Genomic DNA, 17,674 nt, shown 5'->3' with positions numbered 1-17,674 from the left:
CTCATGCTTTTAAATACATTTGCGCCACCATTTAGATTGGTTGGTGGCTATTTTATAGCTGGAATTTTGTTTTTGCTTTTGAGCATTTTTGCCTTTTTTAAAGCAGACTTTGATATGCTCACAGCTTTTAATACAGCTGGTTTTATACATATTTTTTTAGTTGGCTTTGTGATGAGTGTTATCATCGGAGCACTATATCAGCTTACTTCCGTAATCTTAGAAAGCCCGTTTTTTAGCATTAAAGGTGCATTTATAAATTTATTTATTTTTTGCGCTGGTACTATACTTTTAAGTTTTGGTATGATAGGTGCTAAAATAATGTTTTTGCATGCTGGTGGAGCACTACTTTTTATCTCACTTTGCTTTTTTGGCTTGACATACTTTTTGAGCTTTTTTATAAGCAAAAAACGCTCATTTGCGCAAACTGCGCTACTTATATCTAGTGTTTATTTACTTGTTGGCATTGTGCTTGGTTTTTTGCTTGTGATGGTTTTTGCGGGTGTGGTGAGTTTAAATTTTGAAATTTTATTAAGGCTACATGTTTATTTTGTGTCAGGCTTTGTGTTTTTTATTATCGTTGGCGTGGCTAGCGTTTTGCTACCTATGTTTGCACTCTCTCATGATGTGAGTTTTTTGGCTAGTAAAATTTCGCTTTGTCTTTTTGTTCTGGCTGGAGTTTTGCTTTGTTTTAAATTTGAGATTTCACTTTTGCTTATTGCTTTAAGTTTTTTTGCCTTTATCTTTCAGGCAGGACTTATAATCAAAAAGCGTGTGCGAAAGGCGTGGGATTATTGGAATTTAAATGTTATTTTATCGCTAGTTTCGTTAGTAGTAGCGTTTGTTTTTGTCTATTTTGATAGAACAAATTTTGCTGTTTGGCTTTTGATTTATGGATTTTTATATCCTTTTATAGTAGGACATCTTTATAAGATAGCGCCATTTCTTATCTGGTATCATTATATTTCTCCTTTTGTAGGTAAGACAAAGGTGCCTTTACTAGACAACATGATACTTAAAAAGCCAGCTTATGTGGCACTTTGTTTTAACATTTTAGCACTTATCGCTTATGCTTTTAGTGCAAATTTGGCGGTTTTATTTTTAACTATAAGTGTTATTTTGGTAGCATTAAATATGCTAAATTTCTTTAAATATACAAAATTTGGAGCAGAAAAATGAGAGATAAAATTTATGCAGAGTTAAGTACGATAGTTGATCCTGAGGTTGGTTTTGATATAGTGTCTTTGGGGCTTATATATGATGTTGAAGTGAGCGGCGATAAAGCCAAGGTGACTATGACACTTTCTACTCGTGCCTGCCCACTTCATGAGCTTATTCTTGGCTGGGTAAATGACGCCGTACTTAGGGTTGATGGTATCAATGAGTGCGATATAGACCTTGTATGGGAGCCAGAGTGGAACATCATGATGGCAAATGAGACTGTTAGAAAAGCGCTTGGAGCGTGATATAGCTGACGGGAAACTCCCGCCAGTTTTAACTCTCTTTTAAGAAATTTGTGGCGACCAGATCGGCTTTAGCTTTGTCGGTATCTTTTTTGAGCGATTTGTAAATTTTCCCCATATAGTTTTCTAAAATTTCATGGTTATTTATACTTTTGCCATCACTTTTTACCTTTATGTATTCACCATTTTCGTTTAGCTCAAAAGCAAGCTCATTGTCACTTAACTGTAGTTCTAAAAACTCTAAAAGTCGTTCTTGTAATCGTTTATCAAGTATAGGACTCATGAGCTCTAGTCGGCGCTCCAGGTTTCTTGGCATCCAGTCGGCACTTGATATATAAATTTTTGGCTCTGCATGTTTGAAGTAAAATATACGAGAGTGTTCTAAATATTTGCCTACTATTGAGCGGACTTTGATATTTTCGCTTTTGCCAGCTACACCAGGTCTAAGGCAGCAAATTCCACGCACAAGAAGATCTATTTGAACACCGGCATTCGAAGCTATGCTTAGCTCTGTTATAAGCTCTGAATCAACTAAAGCGTTCATTTTTGCGATTATTCTACCATCTTTACCTTTGGAGGCTTCGGTGCGAATTTTTTCTATGATACGCTCTTTTATTTGGAGCGGAGACATACTCATGGTTTGTAAGCGACGGTTTTTGTTGTATCCTGAGAGGATGTGAAAAAAGGTTGTCGTATCATTAGCAAACTCCTCGCTACTTGTAAATAAACTAGCATCGGTATAAATTTTTGCCGAGCTACTGTTATAGTTGCCAGTGCCAATATGCATATAAAACCTTAGTTTGTCTCCGACTTGGCGTATAACTTGGCTTACTTTCGCATGCACTTTAAAGCCAGTTATGCCATAAATCACATGCGCTCCAGCTTCCTCAAGTGCCTTTGCCCAGTGCAAGTTGTTCTCTTCATCAAAGCGTGCTTTAAGCTCAACCATTACTGTTACTTGCTTGCCATCGCTTGCTGCGTCTATGAGGCTTTGTATAATAGGTGAGTTTTTATCAACCCTGTAAAGTGTCATGCGTATAGAGATAACTTTTGGATCTTTGCTGGCTTCTTTGATAAATTTTACCACAGGATCAAAGCTTTCATAGGGGTGTAAAAGCAGGGCGTCTTCTTTGTCTATCGCATCAAACATACTGATATTTTCACCAAACGGCGGAAGAGTTTTGGGTACATAAGGCGGTAGGCTAAGGTGGCTAAAGTCCTTGTTGGAGGCTATTTGCCAAAGGGCGTTTAGGGTTAGTGGGATATTTGAAAAGTAGATATCTTTATGGAAAATTTTCATGTGTGAGTTTAAAAACTCAAGTATATCCTCATCTGCATTTTGAGCGATTTGCATACGCACAAAAGCCCCTTTTCTTCGCAGTTTTAAGCCCTGTTCTAGCATCATCATGAAATCATCTGCTTCCTCTTCTTCGATAACGATGTCAGCATTTCTTGTAATCCTAAAAGCACACGAGCTTAGTAATTTGTAGCCTGGGAAAATTTCTTCCGCATGACGCTCTACTATTGTGTGAATTGGTACATAGACATTTTCACTAGCTTGAAAAAACCGAGGTAAAGCACGCGAAATTCGTATCATGCCATATTTTAAAATTTCTGGATGTGTGTTATCGGCTAATTTTACCGCAAGTGAAAAGCTCAGGTTATTTAGGTGCGGAAACGGATGGGTGGCATCAACTGCTATAGGGACAATAACTGGTAAGACATTTGAGAAAAAGTATTCATCACATTTTGATTTTAGTGTATCTGTAACTTCGTTATAATCTTTTATAAAAAGTCCAGAATGTTCAAGCTCGGTCTTTGTTTGTTTATAAATTTGCTCGACTTTTAACTGCTCTTCGTGCAAGTAGCGCCGAATTTCTCTAAGTTGCTCTAGTGGGCTTAGCTCATCGCTACCACTTGCGGTGATACCAGCGGCAAAAAGCTGTTTTAACCCAGCAATACGAATCATATAAAACTCATCAAGATTTGTCGAGTAGATCGCTAGGAATTTTAGTCTTTCTAAAAGGGGCAAATTTTTCTCACATTGAGCCAAAACTCTGCTGTTAAAGCGAAGCCAGCTAAGTTCTCTGTTTATAAATAGGCTTTGAGCCATATTTTATCCTTTTTATTTTCATTTTATCTAAAAAGCACTAAAAATATAAGAAAATTTTGCAAAAAATGATAAATTTAGATAAAATAGCATAGTTTTAATAAAAAATGAGGTTTTCATGAGTGACTATGCCTTGCTTGTTGGAATTTTTATAGTTTGTGTCGTGGTTTTTGCGATACTAAAAAAGGTCTCTTTTTAAGCAGACCTTTTGGATTTTGATAAAAATATTATTTTATCAAGGCTCTTAAGTATTAGACATATTTTGCTTCGTCTGGTTTGTATTTACTCTTTATAACTTTTTTTGTTAAGCGAATACCAGCAGCTGTTCCTATAACCAAAAGTCTTGTTCCTGTACCTATCAGTGTCTCGCCGTTTGGCATAGCTGTGAATTTGCCATTTGCGTCTGAAATACCCACAACATCAGCATTTGTTATCTCTCGAAGCCTTGTCTCTTTTAGTCTTTTAAACCTTACCCAAGAGTATTCTGGAACCAAAATTTCCTCTATGTCAATAGGCGAGTCTTTTTTATATAAAAATTGCTCGAGCAAATTTTCCATATCTGGACGCACGCTGATAGCACTAAGGCGTTGGGCAACAAGCTTTGATGGACTTACAACACTATTTGCACCAAGCTTTTTCAGTCGCTCAGTATCGCTTTCATTATCAGAGTTTGACATCACAAAATATGGCTTGTATTTATCCCTTTTAAGCTCTTTTTCATATAGCCTAACTGAAGCTATTAAAGCGATATTATCAGCGATATTTGAGCTTAAAGTTATTAGCCCTTTTGCGCTTGAAAGATGAGCCTTTAAAAAGGCTGTTTGAGTATGCGGCTCGGCTTTGATAAAGTACGGATAGCGGTGTTTTTCAGCTAGTTCGGCTATGTCATCTCTGTCGTCAATAACTACAAAGGGTATGTGATTTTCGCGAAATTGCTGACTAAGCTCGATCGTATAGAGATTGTGATAACAAATAACGAAGTGATTTTTTAATCTTGCAATCTTATAAAGCATGTGTCTTTCCTTTAAGACGCTAATAAGCGCGCCCTTTTTTAAGACTTCTACCAAGATACCTATAGAGAAGGTAAATGTTAAAAATCCTAGTAAGATAAATACGATAGTAAAAATTCTACCAGCCGTCGTTATCTCTGAAACTTCGGTAAAACCGACGGTTGTAAATGTCATCCCAGCTTGATAGACAGCATCCATAAGCGTAAAGTTACTTGTGAAGATGTAACCTAATGTGCCAAAGAGCATCATTAAAACAACTGAAATAAGCGGTAATCTAAATGGTCTTAGCTGTTCGTAGAGTTCTGTGTTGAGATTTATTTCTGGCTTGCTTGTGCTTTGCCATTGGAGGAATTTTTTTAGCCTTGTTAAAAAAGCCATAAATTCCTCTTTTTATGCCTTATTTTGACTGTTTTTTCATTGTTCTTAGAGTTGAAGCGGCTACTTTCACTCTTATTGTGCTACCATCTTCTAGCGTTACACGGATAGTTCTAAGATTTGGCAAAAATCTTCTTTTAGTTTTGTTGTTGGCGTGGCTTACATTGTTGCCTACCATAACGCCTTTACCTGTTATATCGCATCTTCTTGACATATATATTCCTTAAAAACAAAATTTTTGGCTGATGATAGCGAAATAAACCAAAAAAAACGCTTAAATATATAAAATTTACATAGTTGATTTTTTATCAAATAAAAGATAAAATGCGGCATAAATTATCAAAAAAGTTTGAGCGAGTATGCTGGATAAAAAAGATATAGAGCAAATAATTGCAGGGTTGTCTAAAATTTCTGATAATATAAATAGATATAGTAGCACTTTAAATCAGGAGAATTTAGATAGTTTTTCAGATTTTGTAACCAAAGATAAAAATTTCGTTGCCTTTTTCTTGGCTGTTCTTCGCTCGGCTGATTTTGGTGATATTATAGCGCAAAATGGCAATCCCATAGTGCTTATGAATAGCATGGATAAGCAGATAATGAGTGCTATTGTTGTGCTTTATTGTGTGTTGTTAAAGATACCTAAAAATAGAAATATAATAACTCTTAGTGCGATAAAACTCGTTGAAATAAATGCAAAACTTCTTTTGGAGTGGAAAAATATTCTTACATTTTTAGGCAAATATGATCAGATAAATTTAAATCTTATTTGTTATACATTTGTAATAATTTTTATGTTTGAATGTGCCTTTGAAAAAGAGGCAGAAAAGCTTGATCAGATACTAGCACTTTCTGATATGAACTACTATGACGCCTTTAAAAATTTATACGATATTGATATTTTTGAAGTTATTTGCTCTCTAGCCGGTTTTGATGCTAAAAAAAATGGTGAAATTTTGCAGTATTTAAAGATGTTGCTTTTTTATAGATTTAGCAAACCAGAGTATGTAAATTCTAATTTAACTAAAATTTTAAGTTTTAGTAAAAAACCTAGCTTGCAAGATGCGGTACTTTTTAAAAGGGCACTGCAATGAAATTTACATATTCAGATGGCATTGTGGTGCTTAGGCCTGTTGGATTTTTAGATCTTGCAAATGATGACTGGCTAGATGATGAGGATGTAGCGCTTATTGTTGCTAAAAATACAAAATGTATGCTGCTCTCACTAAAAGAAGTTGTGCTGTTTTCTCCTGGCTGGATGACTTTTATAATCGATAAGTTAAAAAATTTAGCCAAACAGCACGATATAAGCGTGGCTATTTGTGATTATGACGGGATTATGCACGATTTTCTTATAAAAAGCTGTGCAAAGTTTATAAATTTCTCACTTTTTGCCAGTGAAGACTTGGCTAGACTTTTTTATTCGCAAAAATTTTATGATGTAAAAAGTGGAGAAATTTTGCTTTATAATGATCGTATCGAGCAGCGAGAATTTGTTGCCTCAAGGCTTAGTGAGCTTGGATATGAGTTTGGTTCATGTTCCGATAGAGATGAGTTTTTAGCTAAAAGTAAAAATGCAAAATATATTGTAGACTCAACTACGCACCTTACTATGGGGCATCTTGATTTTAAAGTCTGCTTTAAAGATGAAGTCGTTATCTATAAGATAAATGGTATGATAGACACTGAATTTATTAATAAATTTGACACCACTTATCATGAACAGCTGCTTATTTGTGGATATGAGTATTTTGTGTTTTGGGTAAATATGTCAGTAGGGCTTAATGCTCACGGTGCAAATTTTGTGATAAAACTTGCGAAAAATACCTACCAGTATGGTGGATTAGTTTGTATTTGTGGCGTAAAAGAGCAAAATATGTCGATTGAGCTTGTGATGAGTTTGTATTCGTCTGGAATTTTACTTTATCAAAATATTGGTGATTTTTTTAATGATGACGCCATTCTTTATCGCTCAAAAAACGATACACATGAGTTTTTAGTTAGAAATGTGACTAAAAATATCATCGACATTTTGCCATCTGTTATGAGTACAGTAGCTAATGTATTTGTACCGTTTTATAAAGATCAAGTATCTTTGGCAAATACTAAAATATCGACCTTGCCAGTTTTTGAAAGTGAGATGGTTTTTGGCTGTGCTGTATTTTATGAAGAGCTTGGCATGCGGTTATTGGTTGGCATAAAACTAGAAAAGATGCAGACTATTTGTGGTTTTTTTGGTGAAAATTCTAGTGAAAAAAGTTCTATCGTTAGCTCTTATGCAAAAATTTTCAGTATAATAACGGACAAAATTTTATACTTTTTGATGTCAAAAGGGATAAAAGCCAAGCTTTGTATGCCTAGGATTTTTATACAAAATTTCTTTTATGATGATAAAACCAAGGGTGCACTTTCCACGATAAAAAGTGCAGATGATGAGCTTGGTGTGATATTTTTAAGTAGATAAAAAGGAAGATAATGTACATAGCACCGAGTATTTTGTCGGCTGATTTTGGAAATTTGCGTGCTGAGATAGAGGCTATTTGTGAGGCTGGGGCGGATTTGGTTCATGTTGATGTTATGGATGGGCATTTTGTACCAAATTTAACTATCGGACCAGTTGTGGTAAATGCTGTTGCAAAAGTGGCAACAAAGCCACTAGATATACATCTAATGGTTCAAAATAACACATTTTTTGCGGATCTTTTTTTGCCATTAAAGCCTAAATTTTTAACATTTCATATAGAAGAGGAAAAACACCCTTTACGGCTAATCGATCATATACGCAAAAATGGGGTAAGTCCTGGCATAGTCTTAAACCCACACACTCCAGTTTCAAGCCTTGAATACATCATAAATGAAGTAGATATGGTACTTTTGATGAGTGTAAATCCAGGTTTTGGCGGACAAAGTTTTATGCCTAGCGTGCTAGATAAGATAAGACAGTTAAGAGCGCTGATAGATACTAAAAATGCAAAGTGCCTTATAGAGGTTGATGGTGGAGTCAATGGACTAAACGCTCCTGAACTTGAAGAAGCTGGCGCTGATATACTTGTAGCTGGAAACTATATCTTTTCATCAAATTCTTATGCGGAGGCGATCCGCGCGATAAAGCTTGAGTTTTGAAAAACTCATTTGAAAATTTACTTTCACTTCTTGCAAACAAAGACCTAGGGTACGAAGAATTTATTCAAAAAGCATCGCGCATTAATGAACTTGATGAGCTTTTTGATGTGAGTGATATTAATATGTGGCGTATACTTGGGCTTGATGTTGAAAAATTTGCAGGAAAAGTAGAGTTAAAAACAAGGCTTCGTCCTATATGTGAGCAGGAATTTTGCGTGGTAGATATAGAAAGTACCGGTGGAGTTGCTCATGGTCAGATTATCGAGCTTGGAGCTGTGAAGCTAAGAAACGGTATTGAAACAGCTCGTTTTTCAAGCTTTATCTTTGCGCCAGAAGTCCCTGAAAATATCACAGAGTTAACTGGTATAAGCACGCTTGATCTTGTTGATGCTCCAAGTCTTAGGGCTGTAATGGAGCGGTTTCGTCTTTTTTTGGGGAATGCTATCTTTGTGGCGCATAATGTAAATTTTGATTATGGATTTGTGGCAAAATCTATGAAGGAGTGCGGATTTGGTACGCTTTTAAACAGGAAGCTTTGCACGATCGAGCTAGCAAGGCGCACCATAGCGTCAGAGCGCTATGGACTTAGTGTTTTAAAGGATAAATTTAACATACAAAGTGAGCATCACAGGGCCCTTAGCGACGCTTTGTCTGCTGCTGAAATATTTAAAATTTCACTTTCTCTTTTGCCACAAAATGTAAAATATGCCGAAAATCTTATAAAATTTAGCAAAACAGCTCCAAATTTGCGTATAAAAAACTGTTTGTAATGAAGATAAAGCACTAGTTTGATTTACTTTTTCTGACCATAAACTTTAATGTTAAAAGTAGTGAGAATTTTTTCACCTTCACCTTTCATTTGTATAGGAAACTCAGCTTTTATTATGCTTTCATACTGCTTTAAGGCTTCTAAAAAGTCATAAAATTTTTGTGGTGTTTTTATAGAGGTCACAACGCTTAACTCATACAAGAAAAACTCATGCGCACTGCTTGCATCTGGGATGGGCGTAAGCTTTACATTATCAAAAAATTTAGATGCAAACTGGATAAATTTTGTTTGGTCAAACATCGTATCATAAGATTTGATGATAAAGACATTTTCCTCTTTTAGCCCCTCTAACTCTTTGCTTTTTTCATCATGAATACGTTTTACTTTTGAGTAAGCGCTCATAACGGAGCTATTTTGTTGTGTTAGTTTGCGATATTCCTTGATATTTGGTATAATAAAGCCAAATATCATAATAAAGCATATAATGATAAAAGCAAGTATAAAAAGCAAAAGCTTTACAAGGTCTATCTTTTCTAGGCTCGTATCTCTTTTACTCATTATAACCCTCTGATTTTTCTAACTTGTTTGTACTAACAAAGCCGTACCAGCCATTTTTGATTTGATAAAAGCTTGTATTTGAAGTTGTAAATATCGATCTTAGTGGAGAGGCTAAAAGTTGGTTGAAGACATCTTTTGTGGGTGTTATGCCTCTTATTATAAGCGATGCTCTATCCATAGTCACCTCTTCTAAAGTTATGCTGTCTGGCACTAGGTCATAAAGGTTGTGAAGGCTTTGTTTTAAAAGGTTGTTTGAGCTATAAATTCCTTTTGCCGCCTCTATTTTAGCAGTCAAATTCGCATCTAGTTCGTCTATATGATTGCTTTCTTGAGTAAGCCTAGTCTGTTCAGATGTATAGTTTTGTATGCGTTGTGCTATATCGTAATTTTTATATATAATGAAAAAATTTAGCACAACAAGTAGGGCAAAAAGAACGCCTATTAAAAATAGCCAAAGTCGGCTAAAGGTGCTTAGTATAGGTCTTAACTCAGGTTTTATAAAACTGTAACTCATAGCTGCAACTCTTCATACATAAGGTCATTCATGATATGCAAGGTATCAACTGGATATACCGCAGTCTCTACTAAAAGCTCAGCTTGTAGGTATTGTAAAAATGTTGCACTTGTTTTAGCGTTATCAAATATAATGACTTGTTCGACAAATGAGCCATTGTAAAGTGGGTTCTTGTAAAATTCCTTTATTGCTGAGGTGATATATTTAAACATATTCATATCTTTACCAAATATAGTAACAGAGACTGCCACATCGCTTGAAGCAGGCATATTTATGTCGTAGTTTAGATCCTCAAATTCCTCTTGCTTAAATCCATCATCAAAAAGCTCATCAAGATTTTTGAAGTCATCAAGAGAATTTATCTCCTCCTCTTCTTTTATGATTAGATCTTCGATGTCTGAAATCTTCTCCTCTTTAAAAATTTCAGTTGGCGTTTGCTGATCTATCTTGTCTATTTTGTAAAATGTTGCGAATTTTAGCTTTTGATCGCTTACGATGGCTATAGCTGCGCTATCTTGATGGTTATAGATATAAAGTGTAGTTTTTTCAGAAATTCCACGCTTTAAAAGCTGTGTGTAAAGTAGGGCTATTGGTGAGTAAAGCAAGTCTATGCTTTGTTTGCCAAAGGTATCACGAGCTTTTGAGATACCTAAAATATCAGCATAAATGCTAAATTCATCAGCTATACCAAGGCTTGTTACTCCATCATTTTTTATGTTAAATTTTTTAAATTCATCCATTTTTAGCGTTGGAAGCGCGCCTTGAAAGCTATCATTATAAAAAAGTGCGATATATACTGCATAAAAGCTATCTTCTTGGCGTTGTACATATAGCTTTACTTTGTCGTCAATATTGTATGGATCTATGTCTGTAAATTTTGCGTTTAGGGTTTTTATGACCTTGCCATTTTTAAAGACACGCCCATAAAATACGCACTCCGTCCCCTCTATCACAACGCTTAGAAAAAGGTTAGAAAATAGCCTACGAATAGAAAAAGCCATACCGCTCCAAAGGTTAAAAATTTGTTTATATTATCCAAAAACGCATTAAAAAGAATTAAATTTAACCATTATTTGTCCAAATTTTCAAGTAAAACACATGCTTGTTTATATTCAAGCTCGCAACTTTTTTTAAAAAGATCAATGGCTTGGTTAAAATTTTGCCTATCTTGTGCATAAACTAATATCGCTTGATTATAACACCCAACGCCATCGCTGCTAGCACAACCAAGCTTATAATAAGCAAGTGCTTTTTGGCTATCTTTTTTCTCATCTATCAAGCCATGTTCATAAATTTGTCCTAAATTTGAGCAAGCAGTAGCCAGTCCAAGCTCGCAAGATAGTGCATAAAATTTTGCAGCTAGCTCAAAATTTTTAAGGCTTGAATGAGCGACAGCTACATTATTGCAAATCACGCTGTCGCGCTCATCTGCGCATTTTTGCTCGTTTTGTTTTAGCTCTAGTTTAGTCTTTTCTTCTAAAATTTCCTCATCACTTTTTATAAGCCCAAATGTCAAAATGCTTTGCCATGAACACCCACTAAAGGCAATGAGACAAAATAGAGTAGCTATAAACTTAATTTTCATTATCTAATGCCTAGCTTTATCCCAAGCCGCTTCATATGAGAGCAAGCACGCTCAAGACCACGGTAGCAAGCAACTTTATAAATTCCATGTGCTCTTGCTTCATCTTTTGTAACACCAAGTCCTAGCTCATACATCGAACCGATGCTTGCACAGCTTGTTATGTCGCCAAGATCACAAGCATTTTTATACGCCTTGTGTGCCTCATAGTAGTCTTGTTTGACATATTCGCCCTTACGGTAGATATTTGCTAAATTATAGCAAGATAGTGAGCCTCCGTTGTTGCAAGATGTTTTATAGATATCTATGGCTTTTTCTGGGTCCTTTTTTGTTCCTTTGCCATTTTCATGCATATTTCCAAGGTTGGCGCAACCTATCTCAACAGCACCATCACATGATTTTTTGTAGGCTTGAAAAGCTAACTCATCTTCGCTTAAAAATTCATAATTTACCCCAAGGTCATTGCAGGCTTTCATATCGCCTTGCTCGCACTGTGGTAAGAGTAGCGTAACTGCATTGCGTGATATTTCTATTTTATCTATAGGTTGTTTGTCTTGGGTAAAATTTTGCTCTGGTTGAGGCTCTTTTGAGGGCTCATCTGTCTCATGCTCTGATGATGTTTGTTTGCTTGATGTAGTGCTTGGAATTTGCTTTGTTCTTGCATCATAGACATTTGTCAAAGAGCATCCGCTAAATAGTAAAAATATAAAAATGGTTAAAATTTTTTTCATCTATTTTCCTAAAATATAGTAAGTTTTTTCATTTACTTTTTCAAGGCTTAGCTTATTTTTCTCAGCCCATTTTGTGATAATCTCATCAACCGCACTCTTTATCTCAGCAATAGTGGCTATATTTTTTATCTTTAGCCTATCGACTGAACCGCTCATAGCAACAAAGCAAAGATGTGGCTTTAGATGGTCGTTTAATGCTATGACGCTTTGTACGGTCAGTCCATCGGTATTATTAAAAATTCTCTCAAGTTTTGACAAATTTACTTCGTCGTTGTTGTAGCCAAGTTGTGTTAAAAGTGCAATTCTATCCATTTTTGTTCCTTTGGGTGAAATTGTTTTTTATAATTATATTGAGTTAATATCATTTTTATCTTAAATTTGCTTTTAAATTCTATTGATTTAAGATTTTTTAGATAAAATTTACCAAATTTTAGTAAGGTTTGTGATGAAAAATTTTATTATTTTTATCTTTTTGTTAATTTTTTCTGGCTGTTTTATGATTCAAAAAACCCAAAATGATTTTGCGCAAGAAGATATTTTAGAACAAACTGATCCAAAAATAGCCGAGCTAAAAGAGGCATTTAAATTTCATAAAGATAAAAAATATGTGAGCGCGCTTAATATCTTTAAACATAAGGCTGATAACGGAAATGATGAAGCTATGTATATGATGGGTGTTTATAATATCAAGGGCTATGCGAGTAGTCGTGACTATGCGGCAGCGCTTCATTACTTTAAACTGGCTGGATTTAATGCAAATGCAAAGGCACTTCGTATGGCTGGATATATGTATGAAAATGGTATGGGGACAAAAAAAGATTACAAAAAAGCGGTGCGATATTACAAACTATCAGCACAAGCTGGCGAGATGCTTGCAAATTTAAGTCTCGGGGAGTTTTATCTATCGCAAGGCGAGAAGGATAAGGCTGTGGAGTATTTTACCAAAGCTTGCATTGGTGGCGTGAATGAAGCTTGCGCAAGATAGATTTAGCCCTAAAGTTGGTAGCGGTTTTTAACTGCCTTAAAGTATATCGCTCCAGCAAAAAAGAGTAAACCCATAAAAATCGTAATGCTAAAAAGTGAAAATCCAAGTTCAAAAAGTGTACCTATGCCAACTGAAATAGCCGCACTTACGCCCAAGAAAAACATATCATTATAAGCGATAACTCTACCATAAAATTTCTCATCACAGTGCTGCTGAACTAGCGTATATGTATAGCTCCAAAGTGTAGAGGTAAAAAAACCAGCACAAAACATACCGATAAAACCAAGATAAAAATTTTGTTGCAAGATTGCCCAGATTATTATGCCAACCCCATGACCTATATAAAAAAGATAAACATTTTGATTGTTTATAAATTTACTCAAAAACATCGGAGCAAACATCAAAGCAAGCGCACGAGAGGCGTTTGTAAGCCCGATAACCAGTGCTGTGCTTAAAATTCCTTTATATGTATTATCGGCTAAAAGTGCTATGAGTGCATCATAGGCAGTTATACCGACAAATGCATGAAGCAAGATAAGGTGTAAAATAAGGTGGTTTTGCTTTATGTAGGTAAAGCCTTCGGTTAGCATTTTAAAGGCTGATTGGTGTAAATTTGTGGTGATATTTGCGATATCTAGCTTTAAAAGTAGCCAAAATCCAAACAAATAAAGCACAAAATCAAACACAAATGCGCTTTTTACACCGAAAAAATGTATGTAAAAGCCAGCAAGACCCATACCCGCACTATAAGATACTGCCCAAATTATAGAGTGTATCTCATTTGCAAGTTTTAGCTCACTTTTTGTAAGAATTTTTGGTAGCAAGCTCATTTCAACTTGAAAGTATATCCCGCCAACTCCCATACGCAAAAATATCAGTGTTAAAAGCAACCATAAAAGTTCAAGAGTGTCAATAAAAACAAGCATCAAAACGCTTATGGCTTCAAAAAGTATCATCACTATAAGCATGGGTTTTGCTTTAAAGCGATCGATTAAAACTCCGCTAAATGGAGCTAAAATAATGCCCGGCACAAAAGCCATGGCTGCACTTATGGTTATAGCCCAAACAGGAGCTTTTAGCTCGATAAGCATTGTAAAAATACCAGTATGCGAAAACCATGCACCAAAGTAGCAAATAAGCTGTATAATGCTTATAAGCATAAAATTTTTATTTGTTTTTAGTAAATTTATGTATGCGTTCATTTGTTATAGCCAGTTTATAGTAATGCTTTTTATTTTTGCATCTAGTGGGATATGTTTTGAGTTTTTGCTAGTGTTTTCTAGCTCAAATATAATATTTTCAGGATCTATCTTGATAAAAATTTTATCTTTATTTATAAAAGTTTGTTCTATTTTGTAGGCGTTTTTTAGCTCATTAAAGCTAGAGCCTACTCCTATGTGTTTTGTGGTTTTAAAATTTTTATTTTGTGTTTTTATGGTTGAAATTTTATTATTAAATATAGTATAACTTAAAATTTTTGAGTTTGCGTTGTAGATATCATAGCTTGCAACATCTTTTTGTTCTTTATTTCGCTTTATGTTTTTTGCACCAAAAATTTTGATGATATCTTGATGGCTTGAGTTTATACTTAGTTTTCCTACTGAGCCTTTACTTATCGTCCAAGTTACATCAAAGGCTGTGAAGCTGACATTTTTAACGAAAGCTTTTTGTTTTAAAAATAGAAATTTATCATCTTTAAAATAGTAAATACCATCTCTAAATTCAAGCTCTTTTTCTAAAATTTCGCCATCATTTTTGGTTATAAAAATTATCGCCTTGTCATTAAATGGGGTAAATATGATGGTTTTGCTTTCATTTTTATATCCTTTTACATCTTTTACTAGGTCAAGTTTTGTGTAAATTCCATCGTTTTTAGAGGCAATGTGATCTTTATGGGCTGTAAAATTTTTACTATTTAAAAAAATTTCATTCATCTTATGTTTAAATACTCCACTTTCTTGTTGAGCAGTTTTTAAGTTTTCAAGGATAAATATATCATCTTCTTTTATGGTTAAAAGCTCGCTAGTTTCGATATTTATATAGCTTCCAAAGTATCTGAATTTATAACTTTTTAGCTCATCATTTTTTGAAATTTTAGCTGGACGAATAGGCATATTCAAGTCTTGTTTTATTAAATTTTGAGCATTAGAAAATGAAAAAAATATAAAAATAAGTAAAATTTTACGCATTATTTTACATACTATTTTACGCGTTTATAGCTATTTTTACTATTTTGCATATTATCTAAACTTTCTTCATTACTGTCTAAAGGGATTAATTCATTATTTTTTATCTTAAATTTTTGCTGCTCTTTGTAAAGATTTGTAGTGGTTAAAATGTCATTTTTTATCTCATAGACTCCACTTTGTTGCTCTTTTTCATTATCTGAAGTTTGATAAGCGTATTCAAGGTTAAATTTTTTATCTTCTGTGAGTACCAAAATAGCGTCTATACCACTGCAATCAGCACAAGCAAGTGTGGCTTTATAAGTTCCTACAACAAAGGCATTTTGACTTAAGCATTTACCGTTTGTATCACAAATTTTTGGCTCAGGTGAGCTTATTGCGCATCCTGCAAATAATAATGCAAAAAATGTAAGCGACATTTTGACGGTTGGTTTCATTTTAAATTCCTTTTAAAAGATGAAAATTTGTGATATGATAACAAAAATTTTATAATAAGGAAGTAAAATGCAAGTAGATGAGTCAGTTGTCATATTTTTGGTAGTTTTGGTGATCTTGCTCATAGTTTTTTTAAAAAGTGCTATAAAGATAGTTTCTCAGTCTGATATCTTAATCGTCGAGCGACTAGGTAAATTTCACAGTGTTCTTGATGGGGGTTTTCACATCATTATCCCGTTTATTGACCGCATTAGAGAGATTATAACTATAAGAGAGCAGCTTGTTGATATAACAAAGCAGCAAGTTATCACTAAAGATAATGTTAATATCAGTGTAGATGGTGTCGTCTTTTTAAAGGTTGTTGATGGCAAAATGGCGCTTTATAATGTTGAAAGTTATAAGCGAGCTATCGGAAATTTAGCCATGACAACGCTTCGTGGCGAGATAGGAGCAATGAATCTTGATGATACTTTAAGCTCAAGAGATCGTTTAAATGCGGCACTTCAGGTAGCTTTAGGCGATGCTGCAAATAACTGGGGTGTAAAGATAATGCGTGTGGAAATTTCTGAAATTTCAGTTCCTGCTGGCATAGAGGAAGCTATGAATATGCAGATGAAAGCAGAGCGTGAAAAGCGTGCAATAGAGCTAAAAGCTGAGGCTGATAAGGCGGCACTTATACGAAATGCAGAGGCAAATAAACAAGAAAAGGTACTTCAGGCTGAGGCGATAGAGCGTATGGCTGATGCTAAAAAATATGAGCAAATAGCCCTTGCAACAGCCCAAAAAGAGGCTATGGATATGATAAACGCTAGTATGGCTAGTAACGCAAAGGCTGCTGAGTTTTTGCTTGCTAAGGATAGAGTTTCGGCGTTTAATGAGCTTGCTAAAAATAGTTCAAAGGATAAAATTTTAGCCCCTTATGAAGCTAGCGAGATGATAGGCTCTATGAGTGTTTTAAAAGAATTTTTAGGCTCTAAAAAATGATGATTAGCGGTTATGTTTTGATGGCTATCGGTGCTGTTTTGAGCGTGGCTGAAATTTTTGCATTTGGATCTTTTTACCTACTTTTTTGCGGTATAGGATTTTTTGTAACTGGCGTCATAAGTGTGATATTTGGAGACTTTGCTTGGTATTTTGGCTTGCTTTATTCTCTGATTTTGGCAGTTGTTTTTGCTTTTTTGTTTAGAAAAAGAATGCTTGGTTTGATAAAGCCAAAAGAGAGTTTTGAAGCTGAGTTTCTAACTCAAAGTGGGGTTGGGGAAGTGCGAGAAAATATGGTCTATTTTAAGGGTACTTTTTGGCATTTTGATCCGAATTTGGATTTAAAAAACGGAGATAAGGTAGAAATTTTAGGCACAAAAGGCAATGAAGTTATTATAAAAAACTAGCCCAAATTTGGGCTAGTTTTATCTTACTTTACTGTGCAAAGTCCAGCATTTTGATGAGCCATGTCGCAAGGCATTTTTTGTCCTGGCTTGATATGAGCGTGATTTTTGTCATGTGGCATAGCTTTTAAATTTTTATGTGTTGCATCGTTTGGTATAGGTGTGCCAGCTTTTACATCTTTATGGGTCGCATCATTTGGAATAGGTATCATAGCTTCGTGCATATGATGGTGATGATGTCCTTTTTTGCAACCACAGCTAGCGTTAGTAGCGTTCATCTCATGGTGCATATGAGTCTGATGAGATGTGGCACAACCAGCGATAAATAAAATAGCACAAACGCTTAAAGCAAACTTTTTCATATCTATCCTTTAGATTTATTTATGGCAAAGCCATTGGATAATTTTACCTATAATATGTTTAAAAATTTTTAAACATATTTGATGTTTTC

Annotated in this window: 22 protein-coding genes; 9 read left to right on the top strand and 13 right to left on the bottom strand. The window is 34.8% G+C overall.

Annotated elements, in window-relative coordinates; genetic code table 11:
- The first annotated feature begins 3 nt into the window (after positions 1-3).
- Together U5B17_RS04350 and U5B17_RS04345 are read left to right on the top strand one after the other, a co-directional pair.
- Positions 4-1,176, top strand: a complete 1,173-nt coding sequence (locus U5B17_RS04350; protein WP_430804151.1) for a peptidase M50 — start codon at positions 4-6, stop codon at positions 1,174-1,176.
- The gene (locus U5B17_RS04345; RefSeq protein WP_430804150.1) at positions 1,173-1,463 is read left to right on the top strand and encodes a metal-sulfur cluster assembly factor; all 291 of its coding nucleotides are present in this window, start codon (positions 1,173-1,175) and stop codon (positions 1,461-1,463) included. Before U5B17_RS04350 ends, U5B17_RS04345 begins: the two co-directional genes overlap by 4 nt.
- 28 nt (positions 1,464-1,491) lie before the next feature.
- Here the strand turns inward: U5B17_RS04345 and U5B17_RS04340 are convergent, their stop codons facing one another.
- From U5B17_RS04340 to rpmB, 3 genes are all read right to left on the bottom strand, one after another.
- A complete protein-coding gene (locus U5B17_RS04340) occupies positions 1,492-3,573 on the bottom strand; it encodes an RNA degradosome polyphosphate kinase (protein ID WP_430804149.1) in 2,082 nt (693 codons plus the stop codon).
- 248 nt (positions 3,574-3,821) lie between these two features.
- Positions 3,822-4,958: a potassium channel family protein gene (locus U5B17_RS04335; protein ID WP_430804148.1), complete on the bottom strand. Its 1,137-nt coding sequence runs from the start codon at positions 4,956-4,958 to the stop codon at positions 3,822-3,824.
- A gap of 19 nt (positions 4,959-4,977) precedes the next feature.
- Entirely contained in the window at positions 4,978-5,169 is a 192-nt protein-coding gene (gene rpmB, locus U5B17_RS04330; protein ID WP_430804147.1) for a 50S ribosomal protein L28, read from the bottom strand.
- A 145-nt stretch (positions 5,170-5,314) separates the two neighbouring features.
- Between rpmB and U5B17_RS04325 the strand changes: the two genes are divergently transcribed.
- From U5B17_RS04325 to U5B17_RS04310, 4 genes are read left to right on the top strand one after another with little or no spacing between them, the layout of a single operon-like run.
- Positions 5,315-6,049: a hypothetical protein gene (locus tag U5B17_RS04325; protein WP_430804146.1), complete on the top strand. Its 735-nt coding sequence runs from the start codon at positions 5,315-5,317 to the stop codon at positions 6,047-6,049.
- The gene (locus U5B17_RS04320; RefSeq protein WP_430804145.1) at positions 6,046-7,419 is read left to right on the top strand and encodes a hypothetical protein; all 1,374 of its coding nucleotides are present in this window, start codon (positions 6,046-6,048) and stop codon (positions 7,417-7,419) included. The genes U5B17_RS04325 and U5B17_RS04320 overlap by 4 nt, the downstream gene beginning before the upstream one ends.
- A gap of 11 nt (positions 7,420-7,430) precedes the next feature.
- A complete protein-coding gene (gene rpe / locus U5B17_RS04315; RefSeq protein WP_430804144.1) occupies positions 7,431-8,078 on the top strand; it encodes a ribulose-phosphate 3-epimerase in 648 nt (215 codons plus the stop codon).
- Positions 8,075-8,848 (top strand): 3'-5' exonuclease, encoded by a 774-nt coding sequence (locus tag U5B17_RS04310; protein WP_430804143.1) that lies wholly within the window; start codon positions 8,075-8,077, stop codon positions 8,846-8,848. Before rpe ends, U5B17_RS04310 begins: the two co-directional genes overlap by 4 nt.
- A gap of 23 nt (positions 8,849-8,871) precedes the next feature.
- Here U5B17_RS04310 and U5B17_RS04305 read toward each other — a convergent pair whose 3' ends face one another.
- The 6 genes from U5B17_RS04305 to U5B17_RS04280 all read right to left on the bottom strand — a co-directional run bounded on the left by U5B17_RS04305 (position 8,872) and on the right by U5B17_RS04280 (position 12,544).
- Positions 8,872-9,405, bottom strand: a complete 534-nt coding sequence (locus U5B17_RS04305; RefSeq protein WP_430804142.1) for a hypothetical protein — start codon at positions 9,403-9,405, stop codon at positions 8,872-8,874.
- Positions 9,398-9,919 (bottom strand): hypothetical protein, encoded by a 522-nt coding sequence (locus U5B17_RS04300; protein WP_430804141.1) that lies wholly within the window; start codon positions 9,917-9,919, stop codon positions 9,398-9,400. Before U5B17_RS04300 ends, U5B17_RS04305 begins: the two co-directional genes overlap by 8 nt.
- A complete protein-coding gene (locus tag U5B17_RS04295; protein WP_430804140.1) occupies positions 9,916-10,920 on the bottom strand; it encodes a DUF8341 domain-containing protein in 1,005 nt (334 codons plus the stop codon). The genes U5B17_RS04300 and U5B17_RS04295 overlap by 4 nt, the downstream gene beginning before the upstream one ends.
- Positions 10,921-10,988: 68 nt before the next feature.
- A complete protein-coding gene (locus U5B17_RS04290) occupies positions 10,989-11,504 on the bottom strand; it encodes a tetratricopeptide repeat protein (RefSeq protein ID WP_430804139.1) in 516 nt (171 codons plus the stop codon).
- Entirely contained in the window at positions 11,504-12,232 is a 729-nt protein-coding gene (locus tag U5B17_RS04285) for a tetratricopeptide repeat protein (RefSeq protein WP_430804137.1), read from the bottom strand. The genes U5B17_RS04290 and U5B17_RS04285 overlap by 1 nt, the downstream gene beginning before the upstream one ends.
- Positions 12,233-12,544, bottom strand: a complete 312-nt coding sequence (locus U5B17_RS04280; protein ID WP_430804136.1) for a type II secretion system protein — start codon at positions 12,542-12,544, stop codon at positions 12,233-12,235.
- Positions 12,545-12,728: 184 nt separating this feature from the next.
- Between U5B17_RS04280 and U5B17_RS04275 the strand changes: the two genes are divergently transcribed.
- Entirely contained in the window at positions 12,729-13,217 is a 489-nt protein-coding gene (locus U5B17_RS04275) for a tetratricopeptide repeat protein (RefSeq protein ID WP_430804135.1), read from the top strand.
- 8 nt (positions 13,218-13,225) lie between these two features.
- Here the strand turns inward: U5B17_RS04275 and U5B17_RS04270 are convergent, their stop codons facing one another.
- The 3 genes from U5B17_RS04270 to U5B17_RS04260 are packed head-to-tail and all read right to left on the bottom strand — an operon-like array spanning position 13,226 to position 15,840.
- On the bottom strand, positions 13,226-14,419 hold the full coding sequence (locus U5B17_RS04270; protein ID WP_430804134.1) for an MFS transporter: 1,194 nt from the start codon (positions 14,417-14,419) through the stop codon (positions 13,226-13,228).
- A gap of 3 nt (positions 14,420-14,422) precedes the next feature.
- Positions 14,423-15,406, bottom strand: a complete 984-nt coding sequence (locus tag U5B17_RS04265) for a hypothetical protein (RefSeq protein ID WP_430804133.1) — start codon at positions 15,404-15,406, stop codon at positions 14,423-14,425.
- 11 nt (positions 15,407-15,417) lie between these two features.
- Positions 15,418-15,840, bottom strand: coding sequence for a copper resistance protein NlpE N-terminal domain-containing protein (locus U5B17_RS04260; RefSeq protein ID WP_430804132.1), 423 nt, complete (start codon positions 15,838-15,840; stop codon positions 15,418-15,420).
- A 67-nt stretch (positions 15,841-15,907) separates the two neighbouring features.
- Here U5B17_RS04260 and U5B17_RS04255 point away from each other — a divergent pair, with 67 nt between their 5' ends.
- On the top strand, positions 15,908-16,822 hold the full coding sequence (locus U5B17_RS04255) for an SPFH domain-containing protein (protein WP_430804131.1): 915 nt from the start codon (positions 15,908-15,910) through the stop codon (positions 16,820-16,822).
- The gene (locus tag U5B17_RS04250; RefSeq protein ID WP_430804130.1) at positions 16,819-17,226 is read left to right on the top strand and encodes an NfeD family protein; all 408 of its coding nucleotides are present in this window, start codon (positions 16,819-16,821) and stop codon (positions 17,224-17,226) included. Before U5B17_RS04255 ends, U5B17_RS04250 begins: the two co-directional genes overlap by 4 nt.
- A 23-nt stretch (positions 17,227-17,249) precedes the next feature.
- On the opposite strand, the gene U5B17_RS04245 is transcribed toward U5B17_RS04250, so the two are convergent.
- Positions 17,250-17,585: a hypothetical protein gene (locus U5B17_RS04245; protein ID WP_430804129.1), complete on the bottom strand. Its 336-nt coding sequence runs from the start codon at positions 17,583-17,585 to the stop codon at positions 17,250-17,252.
- Positions 17,586-17,674: the final 89 nt, after the last annotated feature.

The sequence above is a fragment of the Campylobacter australis genome (assembly GCF_050586305.1).
Lineage (GTDB): Bacteria > Campylobacterota > Campylobacteria > Campylobacterales > Campylobacteraceae > Campylobacter_A.
The sequence above is the reverse complement of the archived record's forward strand: the minus strand, read 5'-3'. Positions and strand labels throughout refer to the sequence as shown.